The following is a 15,489-nucleotide window of genomic DNA, read 5'->3' on the forward strand; positions in this document are numbered from 1 at the left end:
GCGCCTGGCAACAGGCCCTGCGGGAAGCCGACCGCCTCATGGGGCGGGGTCTGCCGGGCGACGGCGAACTCAGGCCCATCGCCTGGCGGACCGGCCAACCCAGACATGAACGGGGTATGGTGCCCAGCGAGCGCTGGATGGTCGCCGTGGCCATGGATCGCAAGGTCTACGGTGACCTGTCCAAGGTGGCCCTGCAGGCCATGCATGAGGCGGCCGTGAAGTTCGAAGTACCGCTGAAAGCGTTACCCGCCGAAGCAGCATTCCAACTGCCCGATGACCTCGCCCCCATCGCTGAAAAGCTGCTCGCCTATGCGCGGGGTATCAGCAATCGCCTGACCCACGAGGAAGAGCGTTACCTGCTGGGGCGCTACATCCATACCTCCGCCCACTGGGTGCCAACCGCCGGCCTGCTGCTCAACAAGCCGGCCAACCAACGGCTGGCCTATAACCAACGACCTCAAGAGGGTTACCCGGAATGAAGCTTCGCTTATTGATCACCCTCCTGTTGCTTCCACTGAGCGGCTGTGCCGGAAACGCCCCACGCCTGCCCTATCCCACCTGGTACATCGGCGCAGGCGCGCCACGGCATATGGAGGTCTGGGTAGAAAGCATTGATGTCGTCGATCGCCGCAACCTGGCATTCGAGTGGGTATACGGCGGGATTGTTGGCTATGCAGCGAAGACAGAAGGCTGGTGGGGGGGGGGCGGGGCCATGAAGCCGGTCAACAACGTCGACCTGCCCAATATCATCTTCGTGCGCTGGCAATCCCTGGTGGAGCCCCAGGTCTACAAGGTGCGCATCACCATTCCGCAGTGGGTACGGGACGAGATGGTCAAGCCCCAGCGCACGGTTTGCGTCCATTCCACCGAGGAGGAAATCCAATACCGCAAAGCCATCTCCATTGGTCTGGCGCCTGGGGGCATCACCAAGGTTTGGCTTCGGGGCCCCTGCCTCAAAGCCAAAGAAGTCGGCCGTTTCGTCGGAGTGGTCGAACCCAGGGGGCCGAGCCGGGGACAGACAGGCGGGAAATACGCCTGGCCCGAACTGGAGCCTGCGAGCAAGGCCTACATCGAGCAGCACGGCATTCCCTATGACTCCTGGTGAGCCGCTCTGCCGCTAACGCCCAACGCACCTGGCCAGACCTCAGCCGAGTCCGTCCAGGTAGGTGTTCCTACGGTGATGACACGGGTGTCGAGCTCTCTACGGCGCATGGAACGGTGACAGCCTCCCTCGCCGCCCCTATCCTTGCCCTCCACCTGCCTGTAGGCACCGTTCCCGCTTTACCAAGGATTCCGCCATGCCCCATGAAGGCAGCTCGTTGCAGGTCGCCGTCATCTTCCTGCTCGCCGCCGTCCTCGCCGTTCCGCTTGCCCGTCGCCTGCAACTGGGCGCGGTGCTCGGTTATCTGTTTGCCGGTCTGTTCATCGGCCCGTCCGTGCTCGGGCTGGTGAATGACCCGCAGAGCGTCGCCACACTGTCCGAACTGGGGGTGGTGCTGTTGCTGTTCATCATCGGCCTGGAGCTGTCGCCCAAGCGCTTGTGGGTGATGCGGCGCTCGGTGTTCGGCGTCGGCCTGGCCCAGGTGCTGCTGACCGGCGCACTGATCGGCAGTGTGGCCGCGTTCGGTTTCGCCCAGAGCTGGCAGGCCTCGATGGTGCTCGGCCTGGGCCTGGCGCTGTCGTCCACGGCGTTCGGCCTGCAGATCCTCGCCGAGCGCAAGGAGCTGACCAGCCCCCATGGACGCCTGGCATTCGCCATCCTGCTGTTCCAGGACATCGCCGCGATCCCGCTGATCGCCCTGGTGCCGCTGCTCAGCGGCTCGGCCACGCCGGAGCAGGACGGCGGCGGTCTGCTCCACCTCGCCGAGGTGGTGGGCAGCATCGGTCTGGTGATCATCGGCGGCCGCTACCTGCTGCGCCCGGTGTTCCGCGTGGTGGCCCGCACCGGCCTGCAGGAGGTGTCCACCGCTACCGCCCTGCTGGTGGTGATCGGCACGGCCTGGCTGATGGAGAAAACCGGCGTGTCCATGGCCCTGGGCGCCTTCCTCGCCGGCCTGCTGCTGGCCGATTCGGAGTACCGCCACGAGTTGGAAGCGCAGATCGAACCCTTCAAGGGTCTGCTGCTCGGCCTGTTCTTCATCAGCGTGGGCATGAGCACCGACCTCGGCCTGCTGCTACGCCAGCCGCTGCTGGTGGTGGCCCTCACCCTGCTGCTGCTGGCCTGCAAGTTCCCGGTGCTGTACCTGTTGGCACGCATGGCGGGCCAACTGGTGCGGCAGAGCGCACTGCGTCTGGCGGTGGTGCTGGCAGCCGGCGGTGAGTTCGCCTTCGTGGTGTTCAAGATCGCCCGCGAGCACGCCCTGGTGGATGCCGACCTGCATGGCTACCTGGTGCTGGCCATCACCCTGTCCATGGCCATGACACCGCTGCTGATCCTGCTGGTGAGCCGTTTCTCCCAGGCCGCCCCGGCGCCGGTGGAAGTGCCCGAGGAATACCAGCGCATCGAGAGCGATGCTCCCCGCGTGGTGATTGCCGGCACCGGGCGCATGGGCCAGATCATCGCCCGTGTGCTGCACGCCCAGCGCGTGCCCTTCCTGGCGCTGGACACCTCGGTGGAAACCATCGAGCTGTCCCGCAGCCTGGGCCGCATCCCGATCTTCTACGGCGACCCGCTGCGCCCCGAGATCCTCCGTGCGGCCAAGGTGGACAAGGCCGAGTTCTTCGTCATCGCCACCGATGATCCGGCGACGACCCTGCGCACCACCGAGCTGGTGCACCGGCTCTACCCGCATCTGAAAATCATCTCCCGCGCCCGGGACCGCCAGCACGTGCACCAGTTGCTCGACCTGGGCGCCATGCCGGTGCGCGAGACTTTCTATTCCAGCCTGGAGATGGCCCGGCAGATCCTCCTCGGCATGGGCCTGCCGCCGGAGCAGGCCGAGGCGCGCATCTGCCGTTTCCGGCGCCATGACGAGGAGGTCCTGGCTGCCCAGTACAAGGTCCACGGTGACGCGGCCGCCATGCTGCAGACCGCCCGCGAGGCCCGGGCCGAGCTGGAAACCCTGTTCGACGCCGACCGTATCGAGGACCAGGCGATCAAATAGCCCCTGCGTCCCGCTCTCTGCGCGCCGCCGCGCCACTGGCGGCGCTGCCTTCCCTCCCCCATACCCGCAATCCTGAGCGGCCGAGCGGCTTTCGGACTCGTCCCATGGGAGCAGCCCGACCGCGGCGCCATTCTGACCCCAGTCCCGAGATGCAGGGGCAGGAGAAGACCCCATCGACCCCACGCCTGCATCGAGGGCTCCTTTAAGACCTATCCATAAGGACCTTCAACGCATGCGCAAGCAGAGCCTTCGCAAACTCCCCCTGGCCCTGGCCATCGGCCTCGCCACCCTGGCCTCCCAGCAGGCCATCGCCCACGGCTACATCGAAAGCCCGCAATCCCGCTCCTTCATGTGCGCCTCCAATGGCGGCAGCCTGAACGCCAAATGCGGTGGTGTCCAGTACGAACCCCAGAGCGTTGAGTACACCCCTGCAGTCAACCATCACCTGAACGGCAAGTGGTGCGGCGGCACCTTCCAGGAGTGTGGCCCGGCAGAAGGCACCATCGCAGCAGGCGGCCTCCAGCGCTTCAGCGAGCTGAACGAGCAGACCGCCACCCGCTGGCACAAGACCACCATCAAGCCCGGCATGCAGGACTTCACCTGGTTCTACACCCAGGGTCACGCGACTGCCTACTGGCAGTTCTACATCACCAAGAAGGATTGGAACCCCAACCAGCCGCTGACCCGCGATTCCTTCGAAGCCACGCCGATCGCTCACGAGCAGTTCACACCTGGCGTCCACGAGACTCCGCAGCGCAATGGCCGATCCGTTCACCGGGTGAATGTGCCGGCTGACCGCAGCGGCTACCACGTGATTCTCGCCACCTGGCGCGTAGGCGACACCGACGCCACCTTCTACCAGGCCATCGACGTGAACATCGACAACGACCAGGCCGGTGGTGGCGAAACCCCGCCGCCCGCCCCGGAGTGGAACCTGATCGGTGCCGTTCAGCCGGAGCAACTGAACATCGGTGACACCGTCACCCTGCGCGCCTTCGACAAGAGCAGCCAGCTGAGCACCGTCGAGCTGAAGATCGCCAACGCCGAACAGGCCCAGGCCAACACCTGGCCCTTCCTGCTGGCCAAGAAGGTCAACGCCGGCGACTACGGCTACAAGCTCGGCGAGCTGAACACCGCCGGCGAGATCGTCCCGAACTACGGCCGTAACGGCATCCATGTGAAGGCCGACAGCAAGGTCACCCGCGTCGAAATCCAGAAGGATCAGCCCACCATTCCGGGTTCCCTGAGCCTGACCGGTCTGTCCTCCAGCTACCAGATCAAGGACGGCAAGACCGACCTGCACTTCAACGCCATCGCACAGGGCGGCGAGTACCAGATCAAGGCCACCGTGCTGAACACCAAGGGCGAGACCGTCGCTCACAAGGAAGCTGCTCCGGGCAACACCCCGCACTTCCACATGGCTCTGAACAATGTGGAAGCCGGCGCACATGACCTGGTGGTCGTGGCCACCCCGAAGAAGGGCGAGTTGCTGCAGCAGACTCACCGCTTCACCCTGATTGCCGAGCCGGGTAACGGCGGCGGCGAGAACCCGGGCGAAGGCGGTGGCGAAAACCCCGGCAACGGTGATTACGACTTCGTCTTCCCGGATGGCGTGCAGAGCTACAAGGCCGGCACCACCGTACTGGCGAAGGATGGCAACACCTACGAGTGCCTGCCGTTCCCGGCCAGCGGCTACTGCAAGCAGTGGACCAGCGGTTCCACCCAGTTCGAGCCCGGCAAGGGCACCCACTGGGACATGGCCTGGAAGCGCAAGTAACCCAAGCCTGCAATAAAGGGAGTGTGGCGCCTGGCGCCACGCTCTTTTTTCATTTCCCTGCGAACACTGCGCATGGCCACAGCGCGTGACTCGCGCCCCACGGCCCTGCTGCGCCAACGTCTCGCTCGCCGCGCTGCCGATTCCGCTCTTCGTGCTGCGCATCGGCCACACCCAGGCCCATCCCGATCTTCTGGCGGCCCACCGCGCCCCGAAACCCTCCTGGCGCAACGCGCCCACCATGCTGCGGAGCGCCCGCAAGGCCCGCGCCGAGCTGGAAACCCTGTTCGACGCTGACCTCATCAAGGGCCAGGCGGTCAAGTCGCTGCCCCGTGTCCCGTACTTCACGCACCGTCCGACGACACCGCTTCCCTCCTCGCCGCCCGCAGTCCTGAGCGCCCGAACGGCTTTCGGACTCGTCCAATGTGAGCGGTCCGAGCCCGACGGCATTCTGATCCCAGTCCCGAGATGCAGGGATTGGAGAAGACCCCATCGACCCCACGCCTGCATCGAGGGCTCCTTTGCAACCTACTCATAAGGACCTTCGAAGAATGCGCAAGCAGAGCCTTCGCAAACTCCCCCTGGCCCTGGCTATCGGCCTCGCCACCCTGGCCTCCCAGCAAGCTATCGCCCACGGCTACATCGACAGCCCGAAATCGCGCTCGCTGATGTGCCACCGAGACGGCGGCAACCTCAACTCCGGTTGCGGCCCCATCCAGTACGAACCGCAAAGCGTGGAATACCGCCCGGATGCCCAGAACCACTTCGGTGGTGCGTACTGCGGCGGCACCTTCCTGGAGTGCGGCCCGGCTGACGGCACCATCGCCGCCGGCGGCCACAACAGCTACAGCCAACTGAACGAGCAGAGCGCCACCCGCTGGCACAAGACCACCATCAAGCCGGGCATGCAGGACTTCCGCTGGCACTACACTGCCGGTCACGCCACCGCCTACTGGCAGTTCTACATCACCAAGAAGGACTGGAACCCCAACCAGCCGCTGACCCGCGACAGCTTCGAAGCCACCCCGCTGAAGCACGAGCAGTACGTTGAAGGCGTAAGCGTGCGTCCCCAGTCCGGCGGCAAGTCCACCCACCGTCTGGACATCCCGGCTGACCGCAGCGGCTACCACGTCGTGCTCGCTACCTGGCGTGTCGGTGACACCGCCGCCACCTTCTACCAGGTGGTCGATGTCAACATCGAAAACGACCAGGCCGGTGGCGGCGAAACTCCGCCTCCTGCACCGGAGTGGAACCTGATCGGTGCCGTTCAGCCGGAAGCCCTGAACATCGGTGACACCGTGACCCTGCGTGCCTTCAGCAAGACCGGCCCGCTGAACACCGTCGACCTGAAGATCGCCACTGCCGAACAGGCCCAGGCCAACACCTGGCCCTTCCTGCTGGCCCAGAAGGTCAATGCCGGTAACTTCGGCTACAAGCTCGGCGAGCTGAACGCTGATGGCGACGTAGTCCCGAACTACGGCCGCAACGGCATCCACGTCAAGGCCGACAGCGAAGTCGTTCGTGTCGAAGTCAAGAAGGACCAGCCCACCGTTCCGGGTTCCCTGAACCTGACCGGCCTGTCCTCCAGCTACCAGATCAAGGATGGCAAGGCTGACCTGCACTTCAACGCCATCGCCCAGGGTGGCGAGTACCAGGTCAAGGCCACCGTGCTGAACGCCAAGGGCGAAACCGTCGCTCACAAGGAAGCTGCTCCGGGCAACACCCCGCACTTCCACATGACCCTGACCAACGCGGAAGCCGGTGCACACGACCTGGTCGTGGTGGCCACGCCGAAGAAAGGCGAACTGCTGCAGCAGACCCACAGCTTCACCCTGATCGCCGAGCCGGGTAACGGTGGCGGTGAGAACCCGGGCGAAGGTGGTGGCGAGAACCCCGGTGAAGGCGGCGGCGAGAACCCCGGCAACGGTGACTACGACTTCGTCTTCCCGGATGGCCTGAGCAGCTACAAGGCCGGTACCACCGTACTGGGCAAGGACGGCAACACCTACGAGTGCCTGCCCTTCCCGGCCGAAGGCTACTGCAAGCAGTGGAACGCCGGTTCCAACCAGTTCGAACCCGGCACGGGCTCCCACTGGAACATGGCCTGGAAGCGCAAGTAACCCAAGCCTGCAACAAACGGAGCGTGGCGCCTGGCGCCACGCTCCTCCTCGTTCCACAGGGAAGACTCCACATGTCCACTGCTCGTTACTCGCGCCCTCGCGCCCTCCTGCACTGGGGTTCCGCGCTGGTCATCCTCTGGGCCACCGTCACCGGCTTCGCCAATGCCCTGCTGGATGTGCCGGCGGCCCTGTCCGAGACCATCGGTTTCATCAACGTCTCGCTCACCGCCCTGCTCATCCCGTTCTTCGTGCTGCGCATCGGCTACGCCCTTGCCCAGCCTGGGCCCGACGACATCGCCCACGGCAACGGCCTCGGACAGTTTCTCGCCAAGGCGGGCCACCTGGCCCTGTACATCGCCACCGCCCTGGTGCTCGTCACCGGCGTGCTGATGATGGACCGCCCCATCGACCTGTTCGGCATGGCCACCCTGCCGCAGCCCTTTGCCGAGCCGGTGCTGATCGAATTCTTCAACAGCAGCCACCGCCTGTTCTGCGTGGTGCTTGCCCTACTGGTAGCGGGCCACATCGGCGCCGTGGTGTTCCACCAACTGCGCGGCCATGCCGTGCTTGACCGGATGAAGCCCTGAGCCATGCTGCCGTCGCTGCGTCCCGACCTCCGCCTGCCGTTGCGCCGGGCCCTGCTGGCCCTGGCCGTGCTCGCCCTCGCTGGCTGGCTGGCCTGGCTCGCCCAGGGTGCCTGGCACGCCCGCCAGGCCCTGGCCGCCACGCTGGCCCAGCCGGTCCCCAGTGCTGCCGCCCCGGTGGCCACCGAGGCCGCGCCGCTGGACAGCACCCTGGTGGCCCTGCTGTTCGGCGTGTTGCCTGCCAGCGGTAGCCCCGAGGAGGCCGCCGAAGACGCCAGCACCAGCCTCTCGCTGGTGCTGATGGCGAGCCTGGCCGAACGCGGAGAGACCGACTCCCGCGCACTGATCGCCGGCCCCTCGGGCAGCGCGTTCTACCGCATCGGCGACCGCCTGCCAGGCGGTGCCGTGCTGCGCGCCGTCGCCCCCGACCACGTCCTGCTGAACCACGGCGGCCGCGACTATCGCCTGGGTTTCCCGCGCCCTGAAACCCGCCTCTTCGTACCCCGTCCGCCTGCGGCCGAAACCGCACACGGGGCCCCCATCCACACGCCGGAGACCCGACCATGAAACTGCCCCGCGTGACCGGCGCGCTGCTGGTGCTTGGCACCCTGCTCGCCCCCCTTCCCGCGTTCGCCGAACGCAACGAACCCCGCCAATGGACGCTGAACATGAAGGACGCCGAACTGCGCGACCTGGTCAGCGAAGTCGGCGAAATCACCGGCAAGACCATGGTCCTCGACCCGCGCATGAGCGGTAAGGTCACCGTGCAGTCCAGCAGTGCGCTGGACCAGGCCGGCATCTACTCGCTGTTCCTCACCGTGCTGCGCAGTCAGGGCTACGCCGCCCTCGACCAGGGCGACCGGGTGCTGATCGTCCCCGTGGCCGACGCCAAGACCAAGGCCAGCGGCAGCGAACAGGCGGCCGACGACGAGTTCGTCACCGAAGTCATCCCGCTGCGCAACGCCACCTCCGCCGAAGTGGCCGCCGTGCTGCGCCCGCTGGTGGCGATGGACGCCTACGTCGCCCCGTCCAGCAGCTCCAACGCCCTGGTGGTGACCGACAGCGCCAGCAACGTCGGCCGCATCCGCTCCCTGGTGCGTGAGCTGGACAGCGCCGGCGAGCGCGCCTTCTCCACCCTCGGCCTCAAGCACGCCTGGGCCACCGACCTGGCTGCCACTCTCACCGAGAGCGTCAACCAGGGCAGCGGCGCCCCGGCCGGCGCCCGCGCCATTGCCGACGCCCGCAGCAACCGGCTGATCCTGGTCGGCCCAAGCCAGGCCCGCGAGCAGATGGCCACCCTCGCCCGCCAGTTGGACGTGCCCGGCAACGCCAACGACGGCACCCGCGTGGTGCGCCTGCACCACACCGACGCCAAGCAGTTGGCCGACCTGCTCTCCGGCATCGGCAAGCGCATGGAAGTGGGCAACGGCGGCAAGGACGGCCGAGCCGGCTCCATCCTCATCAGCGCCGACGAAAGCCAGAACGCCCTCGTGCTGATGGCCGAGCCGGCCCAGTTGGCCACCCTCGATGCGGTGATCGAGCAGCTCGACCGCCCCCGCGCCCAGGTGCTGGTGGAAGCGGCCATCGTCGAAGTCAGCGGTGATATCAACGACGCCCTCGGCGTGCAGTGGGCCGGCCGTGGCAGCGACGCCGGCGGCGCCATCCAGTTCGGCAGCACCGGCCTGACCATCGGCTCGCTGCTGGGCACCCTGCAGGACGGCAAGCGCCCCACGCTCCCTGACGGTGGCGTGATCGGCGTCGGCAGCGGCCACTTCGCCGCCCTGGTCACCGCCCTGTCCAGCGACTCCAACAACAACCTGCTCTCCACCCCCAGCCTGCTGACCCTGGACAACGAGCCGGCGGAAATCCTGGTGGGCCAGAACGTGCCCTTCCAGACCGGCTCCTACACCACCGACGCGGCCGGGGCCAACAACCCCTTCACCACCGTCGAGCGCCGCGACATCGGCGTGACCCTCAAGGTCACCCCGCACATCAACGAGGGCAACAGCCTGCGCCTGAAGGTCGAGCAGGAGAGCTCCGAGCTGGCCGCCGCACCGCCGGGCATCAACACCAGCGACGCCATCACCAACAAGCGTGCAATCAAGAGCACCATCCTCGCCGACGACGGACAGATCATCGTCATCGGCGGCCTGATCAAGGACAACGTCAAGACCCAGGTCAGCAAGGTCCCGCTGCTGGGCGACATCCCCCTGATCGGCGGGCTGTTCCGCTCCACCAAGGAGATCACCGAAAAGACCAACCTCATGGTTTTCCTGCGCCCGACCCTGCTGCGCACCAGCGAGGAAAGCGGCGAGCTGGGCCAGCGCAAGTACAACGACCTGCGCAACCTGCACAGCAACGACCGCGGCCCCAACGGGATGCTGCTGCCCAGCGACCCGCGGCGCCTGTTCGACAACGACGGCAGCCCGGTGCTGGACGTGCGCGGAGCCACCGGGCGATGAGCAGCGCGCGCCTGCCCTTCAGCTACGCCCGGCGCCATGGTGTGCTGCTGCACGGCGGCGAGCTGCTGTGCCGGGTCGGTACCGACATGGCCATCCTCGCCGAGGTGCGGCGTCAGCACGGCAGCGCCCTGCGCCCCCGGGTGCTGGACGCCGAGGCCTTCGCCGATGTCCTGGCCAGCCACTATCAGGACGGCCAGAACGACGCCCGCGAAGTGGCCGACGGCCTGGGCGACGCCATGGCCGGGCAGGACGACCTGGCCAGCCTCGCCGAACAGTTGCCGCAGACCACCGACCTGATGGAGCAGGAGGACGACGCGCCGATCATCCGCCTGATCAACGCCATCCTCGCCGAGGCGGTGAAGGCCAAGGCCTCGGACATCCACCTGGAGACCTTCGAGCGCCACCTCTCCGTGCGCCTGCGGGTGGACGGCCTGCTGCGCGAAATCCTCCAGCCCCGCCGCGAGCTGGCCGGGCTGCTGGTGTCGCGGATCAAGGTCATGGCGCGGCTGGACATTGCCGAAAAGCGCATCCCCCAGGACGGCCGCATCGCCCTGCGCATTGCCGGCCACGAAGTGGACGTGCGCGTCTCCACCCTGCCCTCCACCCACGGCGAGCGCGTGGTGATGCGCCTGCTGGACAAGCAGGCCGGTCGCCTCGACCTCAGCCGCCTGGGCATGGACCCGGCCACCCGCAGCCGCCTGGAAGGCGCCCTGGCGCGCCCCCACGGCATCCTGCTGGTCACCGGCCCCACCGGCTCGGGCAAGACCACCACCCTCTACGCCGGCCTGGCCAGCCTCAACAGCCAGACCCGCAACATCCTCACCATCGAGGACCCGGTGGAGTACCACCTGCCCGGCATCGGCCAGACCCAGGTCAACACCAAGGTGGACATGACCTTCGCACGGGGCCTGCGGGCCATCCTCCGCCAAGACCCGGACGTGGTCATGGTCGGCGAGATCCGCGACCACGAGACCGCCGAGATCGCCGTGCAGGCCTCGCTCACCGGCCACCTGGTGCTCTCCACCCTGCACACCAACAGCGCCGTGGGCGCCGTCACCCGCCTGGTGGACATGGGTGTCGAGCCCTTCCTGCTGTGCAGCTCCCTGGTGGGCGTGCTGGCCCAGCGCCTGGTGCGGGTGCTCTGCCCCCACTGCAAGCAGCCCGGGCCTGCCGACGACGCCGCCTGCGAGCACCTCGGCCTCGACCTGCAGGCGCGCCCCACGCTCTGGCACCCGGTGGGCTGCGACGCCTGCCAGCACAGCGGCTACCGCGGCCGCCAGGGCCTCTACGAACTGGTGGTGCTGGACGAAGCCCTGCGCCAACTGATCCACCAGGGCGCCGGCGAGGCCGAACTGACCCGCCACGCCCGCCGTCATGGCCCCAGCCTGTTCATGGACGGCCGCGACAAGGTGCTGGCCGGCGTGACCAGCCTCGAAGAACTGCTGCGCGTCACCCGGGAGGACTGAGATGGCCGCCTACGAATACCTCGCCATGGACCCCGGCGGCCGCAAGCTGCGCGGCGTGCAGGAAGCCGACAGCGAGCGCCAGGCGCGCCAGTTGCTGCGCGAGCGCAACCTGGTGCCGCTCAAGCTCAAGAGCCACCGGGGCAGTACCCCGCGCGAAGGCACGCCGGGGCGCAACCGCCAGGGGCTCTCCACCGCCGACCTGGCCCTGCTGACCCGCCAGTTGGCCACCCTGGTGCAGGCTGCCCTGCCCCTGGAAGAGGTGCTCGCGGCGGTCGCCGCCCAGTGCGAGAAGCGCGCCCACCAAGCCATGGTCCTGGCCATTCGCGCGCGGGTGCTGGAAGGCCACGGCCTGGCCCGCGCCATGGCCGAGTTCCCCCGCGCCTTCCCGGCGCTGTACCGCGCCACCGTGGCCGCCGGCGAACGCGCCGGCCACCTGGCCCAGGTGCTGATGCAACTGGCCGACTACACCGAAGCCCGCCAGGCAGCGCGCCAGCAACTGCAGTTGGCCATGCTCTACCCCAGCATCCTGCTGGTGGCGGCCTTCGGCATCGTCGGCTTCCTGCTCGGCTTCGTGGTGCCGGACGTGGTCAAGGTGTTCATCGACAGCGGCCAGGAGCTGCCCGCCCTGACCCGTGGTCTGATCGCCGCCAGTGCCGGCCTGCAGGCCCACGGCCTGCTCATGCTGCTGTTCGTCGCCGCCGCAGCGGTGGGCGTGCACCTGGCCTTGCGCCGCCCCGCCACGCGCCTGGCCTGGCACGGCCTGCAACTGCGCCTGCCGGTGGTGGGCAAGGTGCTGCGGGCGAGCAACTGCACCCGTTTCACCAGCACCCTGGCCATCCTCGGGCGCAGCGGTGTACCGCTGGTGGACGCCCTGGAAATCGCCGCCGAAGTGGTGGCCAACCAACGGATTCGGACGAGTCTCAAAGACGTGGCGCGCTCGGTGCGAGAAGGTGGCGGCCTGACCCGGGCACTGGAGCGCAGCGGCCACTTCCCGCCGATGATGCTCTACCTGATCGCCAGCGGTGAGCGCTCCGGCGAGCTGGACGCCATGCTCGACCGCGCCGCCACCCAGCAGGAAACCCAGTTGGCCAACCGCATCGCCATGCTCGTCGGACTGTTCGAGCCGGCGATGCTGGTGTTCATGGGCGCCAGCGTGCTGCTCATCGTCCTGGCGATCCTGATGCCCATCCTCAGCCTCAACCAACTCATCACCTGAAGGCAGGCACACCCATGCACACCCGCAACCGGCAACGGGGTTTCACCCTGATCGAAATCATGGTCGTCGTGGTCATCCTCGGCGTCCTCGCCGCACTCGTGGTCCCGCAGATCATGAACCGCCCGGACCAGGCCAAGGTCACCGCTGCCCGCAGCGACATCAAGGCCATCGCCATGGCGCTGGACATCTACAAGCTCGACAACCACGGCTACCCCAGCACCCAGCAGGGCCTCGAAGCCCTGGTCAGCAAGCCCAGCGGCACCCCGGCCGCGCGCAACTGGAACCCCGACGGCTACCTCAAGCGCCTGCCCGTGGACCCCTGGGGCAACCCCTACCAGTACGTGGTGCCCGGCAGCCGCGGCACCGCCTATGACCTGTTCTCCTTCGGGGCCGACGGCCGTGCCGGCGGCGAAGGCCTGAATGCCGAGATCGGCAACTGGGACCTCTGATGCTCCGTACGTCCCACCTCATCCCATCGGCTCGCCGGGCGCGAGGCTTCACCCTGCTGGAAGTGCTGGTGGTGATCCTCATGGTCGGCCTGTTGGCCAGCACCCTGACCCTCGCCCAGAGCGACCACGGCCCGCAGCACGCCAAGCGCGAAGCCGAGCGCCTGCGCAGCCTGCTCGGCCTGTTGCGCGAGGACGCCATGCTGGAGCGCCAGGAGCTGGGCGTGCGCATCGAACCCGACGGCTACACCGTGCATCGCCTGGACGCCGACGGCCGCTGGCTACCGGCCAGCGACTACCGCCCGCAACAGTTGCCCGACAGCCTGCGCCTGCACCTGGAACTGGGCGAGCAGGCTCCCGGCCTGGGCGCCCCCGTGCCTGGCCCCGGCCCGCAACTGCTGGTGCTCTCCAGCGACGAACTGACGCCCTTCAGCCTGCAGATCGAGGTGCGCGGCCGGCCGGTGCTGGAGCTGTCCAGCGACGGCCTGGAGGAGGTGCGTGTTGAACCGCTCTGAGGGTTTCACCCTGCTGGAAGTCATGGTTGCCCTGGCGATCTTCGCCACCCTCTCCGTGGCCCTCTACAGCGCCGCCACCCACGTCGCCCGCAACAGCGCCGGGCTGGTGGAGCGCAGCCTCGCCAACTGGCTGGCGGACAACCGCCTCAACGAGCTGCGCATCGGCCTGCTGGCACCCCAGATGGGCCACAGGGAAGAGCGCATCGCCTTCGCCGGCCGCGAATGGCTGCTGGCCGTGGAAGTGGGCAACGCCCCCGACCCGCGCCTGCTGGAGGTGGACGTGGCCGTCGCCGTGCCCGGCCGGCCGCCGGTGACCCGTGCACGCCTGAACGGCTTCATCGAGGCCCGCCCATGACCCAGCGCGGCTTCACCCTGCTGGAAGTGCTGATCGCCATCGCCCTGTTCAGCCTGCTCGGCCTGGCCAGCTACCAACTGCTGCAGCGGGTGCTGCACAGCGAGCAGCGCATCGAATTGCACGAACAGCAACTGCGCAGCCTGCAGCGAGCCCTGGACATCCTCCAGCGCGACCTCTGGCAGGCCGTGCCCCGCTCCCTGCCCGACGACCCCAGCCGGCGCCAGGCGCTGATCGGTCGTGACGACCGCTTCCGCCTGCTGCGCGGTGGCGCGGCCAACCCCCTCGGCCAGCCGCGCAGCGACCTGCTGCTGGTGAGCCACCAATGGGAGGACGGCGAATGGTGGCGCGAGTTCCGCAACCCCGACGACGGCGCCACGCGCCGCCAGCGCCTGCTGCAGGGGATCACCCTGCTGCGCCTGGGCTACATCGACGCCCAGGGCGTGCGCCACGACAGTTGGCCCGCCGGCGGTGGCGCCCTGGTCTTGCCGGCTGCCGTGGACCTGGTGATCGATGCGCCGGGCTACCCCGAGCTGCGCCGAGTGATCCTGCTGCCGGGTGGCGAGGGCCAGCGTGATGAATGAACACCGCCAACGCGGCGTCGCCCTGCTCAGCGTGCTGCTGGTCACCGCCCTGGTGACCCTGGTGGTGGCCGACATGCTCGCCCGCCAACGTCTGAGTCTGGCCGCCACCGCCCGCCAACTGGACCAGCAGCACCTCTGGCAGATGGCCCTGAGCGGCGAGACCTGGGCCCGCCAGCAACTGCGGGACGACCTGGCCAACCGCGAAGACCCACCCCAGGTCCACCTGGGCCAGGGCTGGGCGCGCACGCCCCAGCGCTGGCCCCTGGGCAGCGGCCAGGTGCAGGTGCGCATCGAGGACCTGGCCGGCCGCTTCGACCTCGACCACCTGCGGGTCGGCCGCAGCGACCTGCAGCGCGCACGCTACCAGCGCCTGCTGGCCCAGCTCGACGTGCCCGCCCACGACCCCGCGCGCCTGCCGACCCGGCCCGGCCCCGGCGGCAAGGCCCAGGGCCTGCTGGACACCAGCGAGCTGATGCGCCTGGGTGATCTGGCACCCAGCGACTTCGCCCGCCTGGCGCCCCACGTGGCCACCCTCGGCGGCGCATCCCTCAACCTCAACACCGCCTCGGCGGTGCAACTGGCGAGCCTGGAAGGCCTCGACCCGTCCCTCGCCCGCACCCTGGTGCAGGCGCGCCCCGCCGGTGGCTGGGCCACGGTGCAGGACTTCCTCGAATTGCCCCTGCTGCAAGGCCGCGAAGTGCGCGCCCCGGGCCTGGCCGTGGACAGCCGCTTCTTCCGCGTCCACCTGCTGGCCGAGCTGGGCGAACGCCGTCTGCACCTGGCCAGCGACCTGCGCCTGGAACAGGACGGGCACCTGCGGGTGCTGCGTCGCCAGGTGCTCCCATCCCCTTCAACAACGGAGTGAC

General features: G+C 68.3%; 14 protein-coding genes and 1 pseudogene. All 15 read left to right on the forward strand.

Going from position 1 to position 15,489, the window contains the following annotated elements; all coding sequences use genetic code 11:
- A pseudogene (locus tag A9G05_RS27735) lies at positions 1-479 on the forward strand (DUF2235 domain-containing protein); the annotation flags it as partial.
- Positions 476-1,105: a DUF2931 family protein gene (locus A9G05_RS21970; RefSeq protein ID WP_069562967.1), complete on the forward strand. Its 630-nt coding sequence runs from the start codon at positions 476-478 to the stop codon at positions 1,103-1,105. The pseudogene A9G05_RS27735 and the gene A9G05_RS21970, both read left to right, overlap by 4 nt.
- 193 nt (positions 1,106-1,298) lie before the next feature.
- Positions 1,299-3,104, forward strand: coding sequence for a monovalent cation:proton antiporter-2 (CPA2) family protein (locus tag A9G05_RS21975; protein WP_069562968.1), 1,806 nt, complete (start codon positions 1,299-1,301; stop codon positions 3,102-3,104).
- 232 nt (positions 3,105-3,336) lie between these two features.
- Positions 3,337-4,881: an N-acetylglucosamine-binding protein GbpA gene (gbpA, locus tag A9G05_RS21980; protein WP_069562969.1), complete on the forward strand. Its 1,545-nt coding sequence runs from the start codon at positions 3,337-3,339 to the stop codon at positions 4,879-4,881.
- A gap of 548 nt (positions 4,882-5,429) precedes the next feature.
- A complete protein-coding gene (locus tag A9G05_RS21985) occupies positions 5,430-6,998 on the forward strand; it encodes a lytic polysaccharide monooxygenase (protein WP_069562970.1) in 1,569 nt (522 codons plus the stop codon).
- 71 nt (positions 6,999-7,069) lie between these two features.
- Positions 7,070-7,585 (forward strand): cytochrome b, encoded by a 516-nt coding sequence (locus A9G05_RS21990; RefSeq protein ID WP_069562971.1) that lies wholly within the window; start codon positions 7,070-7,072, stop codon positions 7,583-7,585.
- A 3-nt stretch (positions 7,586-7,588) separates the two neighbouring features.
- Positions 7,589-8,149, forward strand: a complete 561-nt coding sequence (locus A9G05_RS21995; protein WP_069562972.1) for a type II secretion system protein N — start codon at positions 7,589-7,591, stop codon at positions 8,147-8,149.
- Positions 8,146-10,044 carry a type II secretion system secretin GspD gene (gene gspD / locus A9G05_RS22000; RefSeq protein WP_069562973.1) on the forward strand — a complete coding sequence of 633 codons (1,899 nt, stop codon included), beginning with the start codon at positions 8,146-8,148 and terminating at the stop codon, positions 10,042-10,044. Before A9G05_RS21995 ends, gspD begins: the two co-directional genes overlap by 4 nt.
- Positions 10,041-11,510, forward strand: a complete 1,470-nt coding sequence (gene gspE, locus A9G05_RS22005; protein WP_069562974.1) for a type II secretion system ATPase GspE — start codon at positions 10,041-10,043, stop codon at positions 11,508-11,510. Before gspD ends, gspE begins: the two co-directional genes overlap by 4 nt.
- 1 nt (position 11,511) lies before the next feature.
- The gene (gene gspF, locus A9G05_RS22010; protein ID WP_069562975.1) at positions 11,512-12,726 is read left to right on the forward strand and encodes a type II secretion system inner membrane protein GspF; all 1,215 of its coding nucleotides are present in this window, start codon (positions 11,512-11,514) and stop codon (positions 12,724-12,726) included.
- A 14-nt stretch (positions 12,727-12,740) separates the two neighbouring features.
- Entirely contained in the window at positions 12,741-13,175 is a 435-nt protein-coding gene (gspG, locus tag A9G05_RS22015; protein ID WP_044411837.1) for a type II secretion system major pseudopilin GspG, read from the forward strand.
- A complete protein-coding gene (gene gspH / locus A9G05_RS22020; protein WP_069562976.1) occupies positions 13,175-13,687 on the forward strand; it encodes a type II secretion system minor pseudopilin GspH in 513 nt (170 codons plus the stop codon). The genes gspG and gspH overlap by 1 nt, the downstream gene beginning before the upstream one ends.
- Positions 13,671-14,042: a type II secretion system minor pseudopilin GspI gene (gspI, locus tag A9G05_RS22025; RefSeq protein ID WP_256548477.1), complete on the forward strand. Its 372-nt coding sequence runs from the start codon at positions 13,671-13,673 to the stop codon at positions 14,040-14,042. Before gspH ends, gspI begins: the two co-directional genes overlap by 17 nt.
- Positions 14,039-14,623, forward strand: coding sequence for a type II secretion system minor pseudopilin GspJ (gene gspJ / locus A9G05_RS22030; protein ID WP_069562977.1), 585 nt, complete (start codon positions 14,039-14,041; stop codon positions 14,621-14,623). The genes gspI and gspJ overlap by 4 nt, the downstream gene beginning before the upstream one ends.
- Entirely contained in the window at positions 14,616-15,488 is an 873-nt protein-coding gene (gspK, locus tag A9G05_RS22035; RefSeq protein WP_069562978.1) for a type II secretion system minor pseudopilin GspK, read from the forward strand. The genes gspJ and gspK overlap by 8 nt, the downstream gene beginning before the upstream one ends.
- Position 15,489 lies beyond the last annotated feature (1 nt).

The organism is Pseudomonas sp. ENNP23, assembly GCF_001728945.1.
Lineage (GTDB): Bacteria > Pseudomonadota > Gammaproteobacteria > Pseudomonadales > Pseudomonadaceae > Metapseudomonas > Metapseudomonas otitidis.